This is a genomic window from Streptomyces sp. IBSBF 3136 (assembly GCF_036815105.1).
In the GTDB taxonomy this organism is placed as follows: Bacteria; Actinomycetota; Actinomycetes; order Streptomycetales; family Streptomycetaceae; genus Streptomyces.
The window spans coordinates 1-15,146 of the sequence record NZ_JAJSZC010000262.1 but is presented as its reverse complement, the minus strand read 5'-3'; the positions used below and the strand labels follow the sequence as shown (position 1 = coordinate 15,146).

The 15,146-nt window shown below is 74.3% G+C and carries 13 protein-coding genes; 6 read left to right on the top strand and 7 right to left on the bottom strand.

Translation table 11 applies throughout. From position 1 onward, the window contains the following. Positions 1–71: 71 nt before the first annotated feature. From thiE to V7E45_RS35210, 3 genes are all read left to right on the top strand, one after another. Positions 72–722, top strand: a complete 651-nt coding sequence (gene thiE / locus V7E45_RS35220; RefSeq protein WP_333778333.1) for a thiamine phosphate synthase — start codon at positions 72–74, stop codon at positions 720–722. Positions 723–841: 119 nt separating this feature from the next. Continuing rightward, positions 842–1,765: a methylenetetrahydrofolate reductase [NAD(P)H] gene (metF, locus tag V7E45_RS35215; protein WP_333778332.1), complete on the top strand. Its 924-nt coding sequence runs from the start codon at positions 842–844 to the stop codon at positions 1,763–1,765. Positions 1,766–1,821: 56 nt separating this feature from the next. Beyond that, the gene (locus V7E45_RS35210; RefSeq protein WP_333778331.1) at positions 1,822–2,730 is read left to right on the top strand and encodes an SCO2102 family sporulation regulator; all 909 of its coding nucleotides are present in this window, start codon (positions 1,822–1,824) and stop codon (positions 2,728–2,730) included. A 31-nt stretch (positions 2,731–2,761) separates the two neighbouring features. On the opposite strand, the gene V7E45_RS35205 is transcribed toward V7E45_RS35210, so the two are convergent. From V7E45_RS35205 to V7E45_RS35185, 5 genes are all read right to left on the bottom strand, one after another. Next, positions 2,762–4,288 carry a phytoene desaturase family protein gene (locus tag V7E45_RS35205; RefSeq protein ID WP_333778330.1) on the bottom strand — a complete coding sequence of 509 codons (1,527 nt, stop codon included), beginning with the start codon at positions 4,286–4,288 and terminating at the stop codon, positions 2,762–2,764. Positions 4,289–4,345: 57 nt separating this feature from the next. Next, complete coding sequence (locus V7E45_RS35200; RefSeq protein WP_333778329.1) at positions 4,346–4,975, bottom strand: DUF4126 domain-containing protein; 630 nt, start codon at positions 4,973–4,975, stop codon at positions 4,346–4,348. A gap of 400 nt (positions 4,976–5,375) precedes the next feature. Further along, positions 5,376–6,005 carry a TetR/AcrR family transcriptional regulator gene (locus V7E45_RS35195; protein WP_020939500.1) on the bottom strand — a complete coding sequence of 210 codons (630 nt, stop codon included), beginning with the start codon at positions 6,003–6,005 and terminating at the stop codon, positions 5,376–5,378. Between the two features lie 47 nt (positions 6,006–6,052). After that, positions 6,053–8,137, bottom strand: coding sequence for a YhgE/Pip domain-containing protein (locus tag V7E45_RS35190; RefSeq protein ID WP_333778328.1), 2,085 nt, complete (start codon positions 8,135–8,137; stop codon positions 6,053–6,055). Further along, a complete protein-coding gene (locus V7E45_RS35185) occupies positions 8,109–8,951 on the bottom strand; it encodes an ATP-binding cassette domain-containing protein (RefSeq protein WP_333778327.1) in 843 nt (280 codons plus the stop codon). Before V7E45_RS35185 ends, V7E45_RS35190 begins: the two co-directional genes overlap by 29 nt. 167 nt (positions 8,952–9,118) lie before the next feature. Here V7E45_RS35185 and V7E45_RS35180 point away from each other — a divergent pair, with 167 nt between their 5' ends. From V7E45_RS35180 to V7E45_RS35170, 3 genes are all read left to right on the top strand, one after another. Continuing rightward, positions 9,119–9,682 (top strand): SAV_6107 family HEPN domain-containing protein, encoded by a 564-nt coding sequence (locus V7E45_RS35180; protein ID WP_333778326.1) that lies wholly within the window; start codon positions 9,119–9,121, stop codon positions 9,680–9,682. A 180-nt stretch (positions 9,683–9,862) separates the two neighbouring features. Continuing rightward, complete coding sequence (locus tag V7E45_RS35175; RefSeq protein ID WP_333778325.1) at positions 9,863–10,633, top strand: methyltransferase; 771 nt, start codon at positions 9,863–9,865, stop codon at positions 10,631–10,633. A 276-nt stretch (positions 10,634–10,909) separates the two neighbouring features. After that, the gene (locus V7E45_RS35170; RefSeq protein WP_333778324.1) at positions 10,910–11,296 is read left to right on the top strand and encodes a DUF3040 domain-containing protein; all 387 of its coding nucleotides are present in this window, start codon (positions 10,910–10,912) and stop codon (positions 11,294–11,296) included. A 136-nt stretch (positions 11,297–11,432) separates the two neighbouring features. Here the strand turns inward: V7E45_RS35170 and V7E45_RS35165 are convergent, their stop codons facing one another. Together V7E45_RS35165 and V7E45_RS35160 are read right to left on the bottom strand one after the other, a co-directional pair. Then, positions 11,433–13,817: a transglutaminase TgpA family protein gene (locus V7E45_RS35165; protein WP_333778323.1), complete on the bottom strand. Its 2,385-nt coding sequence runs from the start codon at positions 13,815–13,817 to the stop codon at positions 11,433–11,435. Continuing rightward, positions 13,814–15,146 (bottom strand): DUF58 domain-containing protein (locus V7E45_RS35160; RefSeq protein WP_333778322.1); only part of this gene is annotated, 1,333 nt, incomplete at its 5' end. The genes V7E45_RS35160 and V7E45_RS35165, both read right to left, overlap by 4 nt.

Below are 15,146 nucleotides of genomic sequence, written 5' to 3'. Positions count from 1 at the left end.
GGCGTACCGGCCGCGGCCCGTACGCCACCCGCTCGCACGCCCATGGACACCGACCACGGGGGGACCCACCCATGTCCGACAGCGCCCGCGACGGGCTCGCCGACGCCCGCCTCTACCTCTGCACCGACGCCCGGGAGCGACAGGGCGACCTCGCCGACTTTCTGGACGCGGTCCTGGCCGGGGGTGTCGACATCGTGCAGCTGCGCGACAAGGGCATGGAGGCGGGGCGGGAGCTGGAGCACCTGGAGGTGTTCGCCGACGCCTGCGCCCGGCACGGCAGGCTGCTCGCGGTCAACGACCGTGCCGACGTCGCCCACGCCGCCGGCGCGGACGTGCTCCACCTGGGCCAGGGCGACCTCCCGGTCCCCGCGGCCCGCGCGATCCTCGGCCCCGACGTCCTGATCGGCCGCTCCACGCACGCCGAGTCGGAGGCCGCCGCGGCCGCCGTCCAGGAGGGCGTGGACTACTTCTGCACCGGGCCGTGCTGGCCCACCCCCACCAAGCCGGGCCGGCACGCCCCGGGCCTGGACCTGGTCAGGTACACCGCCGCCCTGGGCACCGACCGCCCCTGGTTCGCCATCGGCGGCATCGACCTCGGCAACCTGGACGAGGTGCTGGACGCGGGCGCCCGGCGGGTGGTCGTGGTCCGCGCCATCACCGAGGCCGACGATCCGGGAGCCGCGGCGGCGGAGTTCGCGAAGCGGCTGAGGCAGGTCTCCTGACCGCCGCCCGCCGGGGCGCTGTCCACGTTTTTGTCCAAGGGGTGGACAGGGAACCGACAATCCGGGCAAATTCCCCGCATTCGGTTGGGGTGCCGCCCACCCCTGGCTAACCTGCGGGTATGGCCCTCGGAACCGCATCCACCAGGACTGATCGCGCACGCACCGTGCGTGACATCCTCGCCACCGGCAAGAAGACCTACTCGTTCGAGTTCTACGCGCCGAAGACCCCCAAGGGCGAGAAGAGCCTGTGGAACGCGCTCCGCCGGGTCGAGGCGGTGGCGCCCGACTTCGTCTCCGTGACCTACGGTGCCGGCGGGTCCACCCGCGCCACCACGGTCAAGGAGACCCAGCAGATCGTCGTGGACACCACGCTCACGCCGGTCGCCCACCTCACCGCCGTGGACCACTCCGTCGCCGAGCTGCGCAACATCATCGGCCAGTACGCGGACGCGGGCATCCGCAACATGCTGGCCGTGCGCGGCGACCCGCCCGGCGACCCGATGGGCGAGTGGGTGCCGCACCCGCGGGGCCTGACGTACGCGGCCGAACTCGTCCGGCTCATCAAGGAGTCGGGCGACTTCTGCGTGGGGGTCGCCGCCTTCCCGGAGATGCACCCGCGGTCCGCCGACCCGGACACCGACGTCGCCCACTTCGTCGACAAGTGCCGTGCGGGTGCCGACTACGCCATCACACAGATGTTCTTCCAGCCGGAGTCGTATCTGCGGCTGCGCGACCGGGTGGCGGCGGCCGGCTGCGAGACCCCCGTGATCCCCGAGGTCCTGCCGGTCACCAGCGTGAAGATGCTGGAGCGGCTGCCCAAGCTCAGCAACGCGCACTTCCCGGACGCCCTGAAAGAGCGGATCCTCACAGCGAAGGACGACGCGGCGGCGGTACGCTCCATCGGTATCGAGTTCGCCACGGAGTTCTGCGCCCGGCTGCTGGCCGAGGGAGTGCCCGGACTGCACTTCATCACGCTCAACAACTCCACGGCGACCCTGGAAATCTACGAGAACCTGGGCCTGCACCACCCCCCGCAGGCCTAGACCGGCCGCACCGCGGTACGACACACTGCGTAGCGGTCACTGGGAGAGGGGCGTACATGGGCTGGACGGTCCTCTACATCGCGTTCGGCGTCGTCGCACTGTGGTTGCTGGGCGAGGTGCTGCTGCAGTACAAGGCGAGGCTGCGCTGGCGGCTGCTCGCCTTCGCGGGCTTCCTCGGCGTCGTCGTCGGCGTGCTGATGCCGTCGGTCCTCGTCATCGGCGCCGGTGCCATCGCGTTCGCGATCGGCCAGACCTACGTCACGCTGTCCTTCCGCCGCGGCTTCGCCTCCGGCTGGGCGGTCAAGCGTCCCGACGCCGAGGCCGAGGTCACCGGCAGCAAGCGCCGGCGCGGCAGGGGCGACCGCCACGAACCGGCCCTCGAGGTCTCCGGCCTGGAGGCCGGCGAGGCCGGGGACGACCGGGACGCCGACCACGGTCAGGACCACCTTGCCTACGCCGACGACGACCGCGACGACGTCTTCACCCCGGCCCGCTCGCCCGGGCAGACGGCCGCCGAGAGCAACGCCGTCTACGCGCCGCAGCCGATGCCCGACGACACCGGCTCCTACGGCGTCTACGGCGACACCGCCTACGCGGGCGCCGCCCAGCAGCAGACCGCCGACCAGAACTACGCCTACGACTACTCGGGCTACGCCCAGCAGGGCTACGGCTACGACAACGGTCAGCAGGGGTACGCCAACTACTCCGACCCCTACATCGGCACCCAGTCCTACGGCGGCGCCTCGTACGGCACCGGCTACGAGCAGCAGTACGGCCAGCAGGGCTACGGCCAGGACGCCTACGCCACCGGCGGCTACGGCGAGACCCCGGCCGGCGGGGTCTGGGTCCCGCAGCAGCGCAGCGACGAGACCTACGGCGGCGAACTCCCGCAGGAGCAGCCGTACCCCTACCAGGGCAACGAGCAGCGCCCGGGCGCCGGGTACGACGAGCAGTACCGCTTCTGACCCGCACCCGGGGTCCGCTGCCGCTCGTTGATCACTGCGAGCCCCGGAACCCCGGTCCCTCCACGATCAGACCCGCCACCAGCGCGCCGGACATCCCGGCGTGCGGGAGCCCGCCGCCCGGGTGCGACCAGCCGCCGGCCGTGAACAGACCGGGCAGCCCGGTGCCGTTGCCCGGGTGCAGCAGACGGCCGCCGGCGGCCGCGAGCGCCGGGGCGGGCAGCGCCCCGCCCGCCGCGCCCGTGACCTCCTCGACGGAGGCCGGCGTGCGCACCTCCGTCCACAGCACGCGGTCCCGCAGCCCGGGGACGGCGCGCTCGGCCGTCGTGATCATGTCCTGTGCGTACCGGTCGACGACCCCACCGCCGGCCCCGCCCTCCTCCCCGAGCCCCGCGGGGACCGTCGAGGTGAGGACGACCGCCTCGTGGGAGGCGTCCGGGACCAGCGCCGGATCGCCGGGCCGCAGCACGGTGACGGTGGGGCGGGCCGTGCGCGCCGCCGTTCCCTCCGGGCCGCCGAAGACCAGGTCCAGCTCGGCCTGGCGGTCCTCCGCGTGGACCACGGTCCGGTGGGCCGTGCCCGGGGGCCGCTCGCCGCGCAGGGCCAGCAGCACCGTCAGCCGGCTCGGCGTGCCGCCCTGCGGCGCGACCTCGCCGTCGCCGCGCACCGCCGCTCCCGTGACCAGCCGGCCGAGGACGTCCGGCGCGACACCGGCCACCACGAAGTCCGCCTCGGCCACCGTGCCGTCGGCCAGCCGCACGCCCGCCGCGCGGCCGTCCCCGGCCAGGACCTCGGTCACCTCGGAGCCGAAGGAGAACTCCACCCGCCGCCGCACACATCGCTCGTACACCGCGCGGGCCAGCTCCCGGACGCCACCGCGCACGTACCAGGTGCCGAAGGCGTGCTCCATGTACGGCAGCACGGCCGCGCTCGCCGGAGCGGTGCGGGGATCGAGGCCGTACGCCAGCGCGTGGCTCTCCAGGAGGGCGGCCAGCCGGTCGTCGCGCAGCTCCCAGGCACCGATCTCGGCGAGCGTGCCCGCCCGCCGGGTGCGCAGCAGCCGCTTGTGCGGCACGGCCGGATACGGCTCCCGCTCGGCCAGCACCCGCCAGTTCGGCCACAGGGGCTCCTCCAGCAGCGGCCGCCGGGTGCGGTCCCAGGCCTCCCGGGCCCGCACCAGGAAGTCGCCCCAGCGCTGACCCGCCCCCGCCCCCAGCGCCTCGTCGAGGGCCGCGACCACGCCCGCGCGGGAGGCGTTCGGCAGCGGCACCCCGGTGCCGTCGGCGAAGACGTGCCGCGCGGTCGGGTCGACCTGGACCAGCTCGACCAGGTCCTCCAGGGACTCCTTGCCGGTCTTGACGAACAGGTCGCGGTAGACGGCGGGCAGGGTGAGCAGCCCGGGGCCGGTGTCGAAGGCGAACCCGTCCCGCTCGAAGCGGCGCACCGCGCCGCCGTACGTCTGCGTACGCTCGTACACCGCCACCCGGTGGCCCGCGACGGCCAGCCGGGCAGCGGCCGCCATCGCGCCCATCCCGGCGCCGATCACCGCAATCCGTGCCATGACCGCGACTTTATCGACCGCCACCGACAGTCCCGTCCGCGGGCGGCCACGGCGTGATCAGCCCGGCGGTCCGGACACCGGCGGCCCGGGCAGCGGCGTGGCCGCCCGCCGCTCCTGCCGCCGCAGGGCCCGGCGCCGCAGGAAGCGCCGGATCCGGGAGACGAGGAACACCAGCACCACCAGACCGGAGACCAGCAGCACGCCCGCGACGCAGGCCGCCGCCACCGGATGGAAGAGCGCGAACGAGACGATCCCGGCCACGCCGAGATCCTCGGCGAGACTCAGGGCGATGTTGCTGAACGGCTCCGGCGAGGTGTTGACCGCCATCCGTGTCCCGGCCTTGACGCCATGGCTGGCCAGCGCGGTCGAACCGCCGATCAGCGCGGCCGCCGCGTCGGGCAGCGAGCCGCTGTGCCCGGCGAGCAGCGCTCCGACCCAGGCGCCCGCGACCGGCCGGACGACCGTGTGCACGGCGTCCCACACCGAGTCGACGTACGGAATCTTGTCGGCGACCGCCTCGCAGAGGAACAGCACGCCGGCCACGATCAGGACCTCGGGCCGCTGCAACGTCTGCGGGACGTCGTCGCTCACGCCCGCCGCGCCCAGGAGGCCGAGCAGCAGCACCACCGCGTAGGCGTTGACGCCGCTGGCCCAGCCGCTGGTGAAGACGAGGGGGAGTACCGACACGGGAGCGATGGTATCGAGGCGGCGGGCCGGCGTCGTGGGCCCGTGCGCGCGGAGGTGAGTACGGGTACTCAGACGCCCGGATGAGTACGCGCGCGGATGGGCCGGGGCCCGGGCGCACGGGAGAGTGGAGGCACGGCAGGGAGCGCGGCCCGGCACCGCCGACACGGGGCGGCGGAACGGAGCCCGCGCCCTCGCCGCTCCTTCCGCCGATCCGTCGGCGGAAGCGAGACCGGGGGACCCGCGGCGGACCACCACGGGGGAACGGGGTGCACGCGGGGGGGGGGGGGGGGGGGGGGGGGGGGGGCCCCCCCCCCCCCCCCCCCCCCCCCCCCCCCCCCCCCCCCCCCCCCCCGCGCCCGGCCCGTGCTCCGGCGCGCGCTCCGCGCTCAGCGCCTCCCGCTCACCGCCTCCCGCTCACCCGTCCCTGGAGCAGCCGGGACAGCGCGGCGTGGACGTCGTCCAGGGAGCGCTCCGGCTGGAAGGACTTCCAGTCCAGCGCGGCCACCAGGACCATGCCGACCAGCGCGGCCGCGGTGAGCTGGACGTCGATCTCCCCGCTGAACTCCCCGGCCGCCACACCGTCGCGCAGCACCCCCTCCACGACGGCCACGGCCTCCTGCCGCACCACCATCAGCGTGGACTGCCAGGCGCGGTTGGTGCGCCACAGCTCGGCCACGTAGAGCTGGGTGAAGGCCGGGTAGCGGTCGATGAAGACCAGGCCCGCGCGGACCATCGCGTCCAGCGCGTCCACCTTGTCGCCGCCCTCGGCCGCGGTCCGCTCGGCCGCCTCCCGCAGGGAGGCGGTGAGCAGGCCCACGCCGTGCCGCAGCAGCTCCTCGAAGAGGACCGACTTGCTCGCGAAGTTGTAGTAGACCGTGCCCTTCGCGACCCCGGCCCGCTCGGCGATCTCGTCCACCGTGGTGGCGGAGAAACCCTGCTCGGCGATGAGCGTGACGGCCGCCTCGTAGAGCTTCTGCCGGGTCGCCTCGCGGCGCGTGCCGCCGCCGGTCGTGGCGCTGCTGCTTTCCATGGCCCCGATTGTCACAGGTACGCGCGCGTGCCGGGACTTCCCCCTGATCACAGGCTCAGCTCCGGGTGCAGCCGGTCCAGCGTCCACACCTGGCGGCGCCGGGCCGCGAGCGCGGTCAGGGCGAGGGCGCCCGCGGTGAACGCGGTCAGCACGGCGCACGCCTGCCACACCGGGCCGAGCCCGCCGCCCGTGATCAGCCGGCGCAGGGCCGCCACGATGTAGCTCATCGGCAGGAACGGGTGGACGGCGTTGAAGAACCCGGGGCTGGTCTGCACCGGGTAGGTGCCGCCCGCCGAGGTCAGCTGGAGCATCAGCAGGGCCAGGACGAGGATCCGGCCGGCCGAGCCGAAACGTGCGTTCAGCCACTGCACGAGCGCCGCGAAGCAGGCCGCCACGAGGAACAGGAAGCCGACCGTCCCGGCCGCCCGCACCATCCGCAGCCCGATCGCCCAGTGCAGCACGGACATCAGGGCGGCCGTCTGCAGCACGCCCACCGCGACCACCGGCAGCCAGCCGGCCAGCGCGATCCGCCAGGCCGGCGAACCCGCAGCGAGCGCACGCCGGTTGAGCGGCGTCATCAGCATGTAGGCCACCATCGCGCCCACCCACAGGGACAGCGGGATGAAGTACGGGGCGAAGCCGGTGCCGTAGTTGCCGGCCTTGTGCAGGTCGTGCGAGGCGAGCTGGACCGGGTCGGCCATCACGCCGGTGCGCTTGTCGCGGTCCTGCCGGTCGTAGTCGGGGATCTTCTTCGCCCCGTCGTGCAGACCGCCGGAGAGCTTCCCGGAGCCGTCGACGAGCTTGTACATGCCGCCGTTCAGCGTCTGCGCGCCGGCGGCGGCCGTGCCGATGCCCTGGTCCAGCTTGTCCGCGCCCGTCTCGGCGGTGCCGAGCCCGGCGTGCAGTTTCTTGGCGCCCGCGGCGACCCGGGCGGCGCCGTCGTTCAGCTTGTTGATCCGGCGGACGGCGTCGTCCACGTCCTCGTAGAGGTGCGGTGCGCGGGCGGCCAGGGCCCGGGCCTGCTTCTGGAGCGTGCCGAGGTTGGCCCGCATCGTGCTCAGGTCGCCGTCCTGGTCGGCGATCACGGTGTTGAGGTCGTCGGCGACCTCGGCGACGTCGGCGGCCGCCTGCCTGGCCTTCTTCAGGTCGGGGCAGGCGGGGTCCGGGACGACGGCGGTCTCGCAGCGCGCCTTGTAGACCTCGTCCAGGGCGGCCGAGGCGGCGTGGGCGGTCTTCGCCGCGCCCGGGGCGAGCTTCACCAGGACGGCCAGGTTGTGGCGCACCGCGTCGGCCGAGTCGGCGACCAGCCGTGCGGTGTCCCCGATGGTCTTCTCGTTGCCCTTGAGGAACGGGCCGGCCTTGGCGTAGACGCCGTTGACGTTGTCGGCGAGGGCCTGCGTGCCGTCGGCGACCCGTTGTGAGCCGTTCTCCAGGTCGCCCGCGCCCTTGGTGAGCTTCGTCAGGCCCGTGGAGAGCTTCCCGCTGCCGTTCTTGGCGTCCTTCAGGCCGTCGGCGAGGTCCTTGGAACCCTTCTCCGCCTTTCCGAGGCCGCCGTTGAGCCGGTCGGCGCCCTCGGCGGCCGTCACGGTCTTGTCGTGGATGGAGGAGAAGGAGATGAAGATGCGGTCCAGGAAGGTGCGGGACGCCTTGGTGGACGCGGCCGAGCGGACCTCGCTGAACACCGACCGGGAGATCTGCCCGGCGATGTAGTTGTTCGCGTCGTTGGTCCGCACCCGCAGGGCGCCCGGCCGGGGTGAGTCGCCCGAGCTGGAGGCGATCCGCCGGCTGAAGTCGGACGGCATCGTCAGGGACAGGTAGTAGGTGCCGTCTTCGACCCCGCGCCGGGCCTCGGCGTCGCTCACCCGGTGCCACTCGAAGGTCCGGCTCCCGCGCAGCCCGTCCACGAGGTCGTCGCCGGCCGTGATCCTCTTCCCGCCCGCCGTGGCGCCCTGGTCGTCGTTCACCAGGGCCACCGGGATGCGGTCCAGACGGCCGTAGGGGTCCCAGAAGGACCACAGGTACAGGGCGCCGTAGAGCAGCGGCAGCACGAGCAGCGCGACCAGGGCGGCGCGCGGCAGCTTCCCCCGCCCGAAGCGCCTCAGCTCAAGCGCGGCGAGCCTCGGCGAGCGCATCGGCTTCCTCCTTCACGTCGTCCTCGGGGCCGTCCTCCGGGCTGTCCTTGGCGTCGCTCTCGTCGTCACCCGGGTCCCCGTGCTCGTCACGCGGGCCGGCGCCGGGGCCGTCGGCCGCCGTTGCGTCGGCGGCCAGGGTGGACACGCGGACGCAGTCCTCGGGTGCGGTGCGGCACACGGCCACGACCGTCGTCCCCGCGCGCGTGAGGGAGCGCAACAGCTCCCAGACCTCGGCGCGTTCGCCGTCCGACAGCTTCATGTCGACGTCGTCGACGGCGAGCAGCCGGGGCGCGCCGAGCAGGGCCAGCGCGAGGGACAGGCGCAGCTCCTGCGGGCGCTCCAGGTCGCGTACGGCCGTCCGGGATCCCTTGGGCAGCGTCTCCAGGTCGAGTCCGGCGGCGGCCAGGGCCGCGTCGACGCGCAGCCGGGCCTCGTGCGTGCGCTGTGCCCGCGGCCGCGTCAGCTCGCGCAGGGAGTCGCCGAACCTGCGTTGCAGCAGGGCGCGCTCGCGCAGGTGCTCCCCGACGGTCAGGGCCGGTTCGAGGTCGGTGACCCCGGTTACGTTGGCCACGGCGCCGATCCGGCGCACGGCCGCCATGTGCCGGGGAAGTTTGAAGTCGCCCACGGTGGCGACTCCTTCGGTGGGCTTCATCCGTCCGGTGAGCGAGAGCAGCAGACACGTACGGCCGGAGCCGGACGGTCCCTCGATGGCGATCAGCGAGCCGGGCTCCGCCGCCAGGGTGATGCCGCGGAAGGCCCACCCCCGCGGCCCCTTGAGCCCGAGCTCCTCGGCTGTGACGTGCACGCCGTCCACAAGCCCCCCTGCGCGCTAGACAATTTTTGAACTGACTGGTCAGTTCAAAAATACGCCCGAACCTGCGACCGAGGCAAAGGCGCAGGTCAGAACGGATTGTCAGTGCCATACCTCACGATGGGCACATACGGCACCCGTGCCGTCACCCAGACGACAGGAGGTTCGTCATGGCCAACTCGTCCGCAGCCGCCGCCCACCGGCGCCGCGCCACCGGCCCTGCACCCTCACTGACCGGACCGGCGAGCGACGTGCACCCCGTGCTCCGCCGGGCCACGGCCCCGCCCGCCGCCCTCGACCTGCTCGCCCAGGCCCGCGCCGGACTCGAGGAGACCGACCGCCTGGAAACGCCCAACGAGCGGTACGCCACGGCCCACCTGGCCGCCCTGCGCACCGCCGCCGCCGTGCTCGCCGCGCGCGGCCGCCCCGAGACGTCCCCGCGCCGCCGGGCCCGGATCCGCAGCGCCTGGGAGGTGCTGCCCGAGATCGCCCCCGAACTGACCGAGTGGAGCGCCCTCTTCGCCTCCGGCGCCGCCCGCCGGGCCCGCGCCGAGGCGGGCATCCAGGGAGCGGCCGGACAGCGCGACGCCGACGACCTGATACGCGACGTGGCGATGTTCCTCCGCATCGTCGAGCGGATGCTGGTGCTCCAGCCCGTCCTGCCCCAGCCCCGCCAGGACGCCGGGGAGCCACCCGGGCCGCCGGCCCGCGGCGACCTGCCGGACGCGGGCTGACCTCCGATGTCCGCCGTACGAGACGGAGACGGCCGCCCGCCCCGCGATGACCGGCCACGGCGGCGGAGGCAATAGGGTGGAGAGCGCCTGAAGTCTTCCCTCCACCCGCGACCGGGCCGGGGAGGCACCCCGTTCGCGCCGCCGGGCAACAGGCGGTGCCGCGCCGAGGAGTCAACTGACGTGTCGGACCCGATGCGCCCCCGCGCCTCTCTCCGTACCGCCGTGGTCTGGGAGGTCCTCCAGGACGCCCTCGACCGCCGGGTCAAGGCCACGGGACGGGACGCGCTGGACGTGCTCGACACCGGAGGCGGCAGCGGCAACTTCGCCGTGCCCGTCGCCCGCCTCGGCCACCGCGTCACCGTCGTCGACCCCAGCCCGAACGCCCTGTTCGCGCTGGAGCGCCGCGCCGCCGAGGCCGGCGTCGCCGACCGGGTCAAGGGCGTCCAGGGTGACGTCCACGGCCTGTTCGACGTCGTCGAGCGCGGCGGCTACGACACGGTCCTGTGCCACGGCGTCCTCGAGTACGTGGACGACCCGGCCGAGGGCGTCCGCAACGCGGTGGCCGCGCTGCGCTCCGAGGGCGTCCTCAGCCTGCTCGCCGCCGGTCTCGGCGGTGCCGTCCTCGCCCGCGCCCTCGCCGGCCACTTCAAGGAGGCCAAGCAGGCCCTGGAGGACCCGGAGGGCCGCTGGGGCGCCGGCGACCCGATGCCGCGCCGCTTCACCGCCGAGCAACTCACCGCGCTGGTGGAGAGCGCCGGCCTCCGCGTCGGTGCCGTGCACGGCGTACGGGTCTTCGCCGACCTGGTGCCCGGCGTCCTGGTCGACACCGAGCCCGGTGCCCTCGACGCGCTGCTGAGGCTGGAGGCCGCCGCGGCCGAGCTGTCCGCCTTCCACTCGGTGGCCACCCAGCTCCACGTGCTCGGCGAGACACGAGGGACCGCGGAGGCCTGAGCGCACGGCGGGACCGGTCGCTGATCAGGGGCTCGATGGCACATGGAGTACGCCACAAGCCCCCCGATCGAGCGGTTTGCGCCGTATGATCGAGGCACGTCGTCCGGCATGACGGGTCGGCCGCCGGGGAATGGAAGCCTCAGCGAGCCGGGACGCTCATGGCGGATTTCGGTTGGCCTGTTGGCGTAGAGGGGCGGGTTTCACGGGGGCGATTCCCTGCCTATCCTGAAGGGACCCCCCGGGTCGCCCCGGCGACCGCACGATGAGGAGGACTCCGTGCCGCTCTCGGAGCACGAGCAGCGCATGCTCGAGCAGATGGAGCGAGCGCTGTACGCCGAAGATCCCAAGTTCGCGTCGGCGCTTGAGGGAAGTGGGCTGCGGACGTACACCCGGCGGCGGGTCTACCAGGCGGTCGCGGGCTTCCTCGTGGGTATCGCGCTCCTCATGGCCGGAATGGTCGCCAAGCAGATCTGGGTCAGTGTGGTGGGTTTCCTCGTCATGCTGGGCTGCGCCGTCCTCGCCGTCACGGGCTGGCGCAAGGCCCCCAAGCCCGGTGAACAGCCCGCGGGCACCGCGCGCCGCCAGGTCCGACCCAAGCGCTCCATGATGGACCGGATCGAACAGCGCTGGCAGCGCCGCCGGGACGAGCAGCAGGGCCACTGACGCCACAGGCCACCGCCGCCCGCAGGCGGACCACAGGACATCCGTGAAGGGGTGACCACCATCAGGTGGTCACCCCTTCACGTGTCTGTGCCGGTGCCTGTGCGGGGGCCCGGAGACGCCTCCGGGGCCGCCCTCCTCAGCCTCGCTGCCCCGACGGCCTGCGCAGCGTCGGCCGGGCCGCCACCACACGCGCCCTGACCGCCGCCCACCGGGCCGCCAGCGCCCAGAGAACCCGCGCCGCGGAGCGCGGCGCGAACAGCGCCCGCAGCCGGGTGAGCCGGTCCACCGTGCCGTTCAGCGCGGCGACCACCCGGCGCACGTCCTCGGCCAGGCCCGCCACCGGGCGCGGCCGGGGCGCGTACAGCACCTGCTCCAGCGCGTCCGCCACCCGGTGCACCGCGGCCGAGGCCACCGGGTCGAGGTGCCCCAGACGGACGATCCGCGCGGCCGCCTTGCGCGGGGTCTGCGACTCGTCCGGCGGGATGCCGAGGTCCCAGGCACTGTCCGTCAGTTCCTGCCAGGCGGCCAGCGTGTGCGCCGCCGCCCCCTCCTCGGTACGGGCGTGCGCGCCGAGCCGCACCGACCGCAGCCGCCTGCGCCACAGCATCGGCGCCAGCGGGACCGCCGACGCGGCCAGCACGGCCAGCACGATCAGCCCGAGCCCCAGCAGATGCCACGTGCCTCCGCCACCGCTGTGCGCCGCTGCCGCGGCGGACGGGCTGTCGCACGCCTCCAGCTTGCGCAATTGCGCGCTGCAGCCCTCGCTCGCCGAGGCCGACGCCGAGGGCGCCGGGGAGGCGTTCCTGGACGGCAGTGCCTCGTCCGGCCGGGAGGTGCCCGGGGTGTCCGACTGGGTGTACGACGGCACGGTGCCCCGGGTGGGGGTCGGCTCGAAGCGGGTCCAGCCCACGCCCTCGAAGTACAGCTCGGGCCAGGCGTGCGCGTCCTTCAGGGACACCGAGACCGAGCCGTCCGCCTGCGGGGTGCCGGGCGCGAAGCCCACCGCCACCCGGGCCGGGATGCCGAGCGTGCGGGCCATCGCCGCCATCGCGAAGGAGAAGTGGACGCAGAAGCCCTGCTTCTTGTCCAGGAAGTTCGCGATCGCGTCCGGGCCCCGGCCGACCTCCACCTCGGTGTCGTACTGGAAGCCGCCGTCGACCGCGAAGTAGTCCTGGAGCTTGACCGCCTCCTCGTAGTGGCTCGCCGCGCCCGCGGTGACCTCCTCGGCGGTCCTGGCCACCACCTTCGGCAGCCTGGACGGCACCTTGGTGTACTCGCGCTTCACGACGGCGGGCGGCTGCGGAGCGGCGGCCAGCTGCTCCGCGGTCGGCTGCACGTGCAGGCTCCTGACCTGGTAGGTCTCGCCGCGCGTGTTCTGCCCGTGGTCACCCACCAGGGTCATGCCGACCGGCTCGTACCGCCAGTTGCCGCTGATCCGCACACTGCTCGGCGGGTACGGCATCGGCAGCCAGTCCTGCGCGTACCAATCCGCCGCCGTCACCGTGGTGCGCACCGTGGTGCGCTTGACGTCCGGGCCCAGACCGGCGGGCGTCGGGAAGACGTCCGGCACGTCGACGATGTGCCGTTGGGACGGCTTCCAGGTGGTGCCGTCGAAGTCGTCCAGGGACACGATGCGCAGGTACATGTCCGACAGATCGCCGGAGCTCGTCCTCAGCGACAGCACCTGGCGGTCGTTCTCCACGTTCAGGCTGTCGCGCAGCGACACCAGCGGGTTGACCGCGGAGATCGTGCCGCCGTTCCCGTGGCCCGCTCCCACGCCCGCCCCGGTGCCCTCCAGCAGACCGCCCTGCATCGCGGGCAGCGCCAGCGGCACCACCAGGGCGACGCCGAGGGCGACCGCGCCGATCCGCCGACCGGTGCGCACCGGGGCCACCGCGCCGCCGTCCGGCTCGCCCGGAGCGCGGGCCGGACCGCCGAAGACGCGGCCCCACTGGGCCAGCCGGTCCCGGCCCTCGGCGAGCAGCAGCATCAGATAGCCGGCCGCCGCGATCAGGAACCACAGCCAGCCGGCGCCGTCGGACAGCCCGGCGGCCACCGAGTACAGCGCGAGCAGCGGCAGTCCGGCCGGGGCCGCGCTGCGGAACGTCACCGCGAGCGTGTCCACCAGCAGGCCGATCACCAGGACACCGCCGACCAGCATCAGCTTGATGCCGTCGGTGAGCGGTGCCGGGATCGCGTACCGGCCGACGTCGTCCGAGCCCTGCTGGAGCAGGTCCACGAAGTGCCCGACGGTACCCGGACCGGGGAGGACCCCGAGGACCGCCTGCTGCCGGGCGAAGACCAGGGTCAGCAGCATCAGCGTGACCACGACCTGCGCCGCCACCGTCAGCGGCCGGGCCAGCGGCACCCGCCGGGCCGCCGCCCCGACGCCGGTCTGCACCGCGACCAGCAGGATCGCCTGGAACAGCCAGGTCGGCTGGTCGACCAGGGGCAGCAGCGCGCACGAGGCCATCAGCGTGGCCGCCGCCGCGCACAGGGCCAGTCGAGCCCGCCCGCTCACAGCAGTGCCTCCCCGCTCACGGCGGTCAGCCCGGCGCGTTCCCGGTCCGCCTGCCGCCACAGATCGTTCAGCGAGGCGCCGCGCGGCACCACCAGCGCCGTCCAGCCCGCCTCGCGCAGCATGCGCAGCCGCTCCGCCTGCGGGTCGACCGGCCCCGGCACGTCGGTCGTCTCCCGCGCCCAGATGCCGGGGTCCAGCACGAAGGCGACGGCGGCGGCGCTGCGCTGGCGCATCCGGGCGACCACCGCGGCCTGCTCCTCGTCCAGATCCCCCAGGAAGGCGACCAGCAGCCCCTCGTTCCCGCCGCGCAGCAGGTCGTACGCCCGGGACAGGTTGGTGCCGTCGGAGTGGTCGATCACCGCCAGGGTGTCCATCATCAGCCCGGCCGCGTCCGCCGACTCCTGGCCGGAGCCCGCGAACCCGTCGGCGCCCTCCCCGGGCACCGAGCTGCCGTCGTCCGTCAGCAGCCGCACCGTGAAGCCCCGCTCCAGCATGTGCACCAGGACCGACGCGGTGCCCGACACGGCCCACTCGAAGGCCGAGTCCGGGCCCGCGCCCTCGTAGCCGATGGCCCGGGTGTCCAGCAGGACCGTGCAGCGCGAGCGCCGGGGCTGCTCCTCGCGGCGCACCATCAGCTCGCCGTAGCGCGCGGTGGAACGCCAGTGCACCCGGCGCAGGTCGTCGCCGTAGCGGTACCCGCGCGGGATCACGTCGTCCTCGCCCGCCAGGGCCAGCGAACGCTGCCGCCCGTCGCCGTACCCCTTGGCCTCGCCGCTGAGCCGCACCGGTGCCAGCGGATCCACCCGGGGGATCACGGTGAGCGTGTCGAACGTGGAGAAGGCGCGGGTCAGCTCGCACATCCCGAACGGGTCGGTCAGCCGCAGCTGCAGGGGGCCCAGCGGATAGCGGCCGCGCAGGTCCGAGCGGACCCGGTAGGACACCTCGCGGCGGCCGCCCGGCTCCACCCGGTCCAGCACGAAGCGCGGCCGGGGCCCGAGAACGTAGGGCACCCGGTCCTGGAGCATCAGCAGCCCGGTGGGCAGCCGCGAGACGTTGTCCATCCGCAGGTGCACCCGGGCCTCGCTGCCGGCGGGCACGCGCGCGGGGGAGAGCCGGCGGTTCCCGGCCACCCGGTGGCGGGTGCGGTAGAGCACGCCGGCGCACAGCAGGGGCAGCACGGCCAGCAGCAGGCCGACCCGGAGCAGATCGCTCTGACCCAGCACGTACGCGCAGATCGCGGCGGCGATCCCGGCGGCGAGGAAGGAACGCCCGCGGGTGGTGAGGCCCGCCAGGGCCGTACGGATCCCGCCCGCCTCCCCGCGGTCGGCC

What these genes read in the sequence shown, in the direction of transcription:
- V7E45_RS35210 (WP_333778331.1), top strand. Translation starts at nt 1,822, where the DNA reads ATGGGCTGGACGGTCCTCTACATCGCGTTCGGCGTCGTCGCACTGTGG.
- V7E45_RS35190 (WP_333778328.1), bottom strand. Translation starts at nt 8,137, where the DNA reads ATGCGCTCGCCGAGGCTCGCCGCGCTTGAGCTGAGGCGCTTCGGGCGG.
- V7E45_RS35205 (WP_333778330.1), bottom strand. Translation starts at nt 4,288, where the DNA reads ATGGCACGGATTGCGGTGATCGGCGCCGGGATGGGCGCGATGGCGGCC.
- metF (WP_333778332.1), top strand. Translation starts at nt 842, where the DNA reads ATGGCCCTCGGAACCGCATCCACCAGGACTGATCGCGCACGCACCGTG.
- thiE (WP_333778333.1), top strand. Translation starts at nt 72, where the DNA reads ATGTCCGACAGCGCCCGCGACGGGCTCGCCGACGCCCGCCTCTACCTC.
- V7E45_RS35195 (WP_020939500.1), bottom strand. Translation starts at nt 6,005, where the DNA reads ATGGAAAGCAGCAGCGCCACGACCGGCGGCGGCACGCGCCGCGAGGCG.
- V7E45_RS35180 (WP_333778326.1), top strand. Translation starts at nt 9,119, where the DNA reads ATGGCCAACTCGTCCGCAGCCGCCGCCCACCGGCGCCGCGCCACCGGC.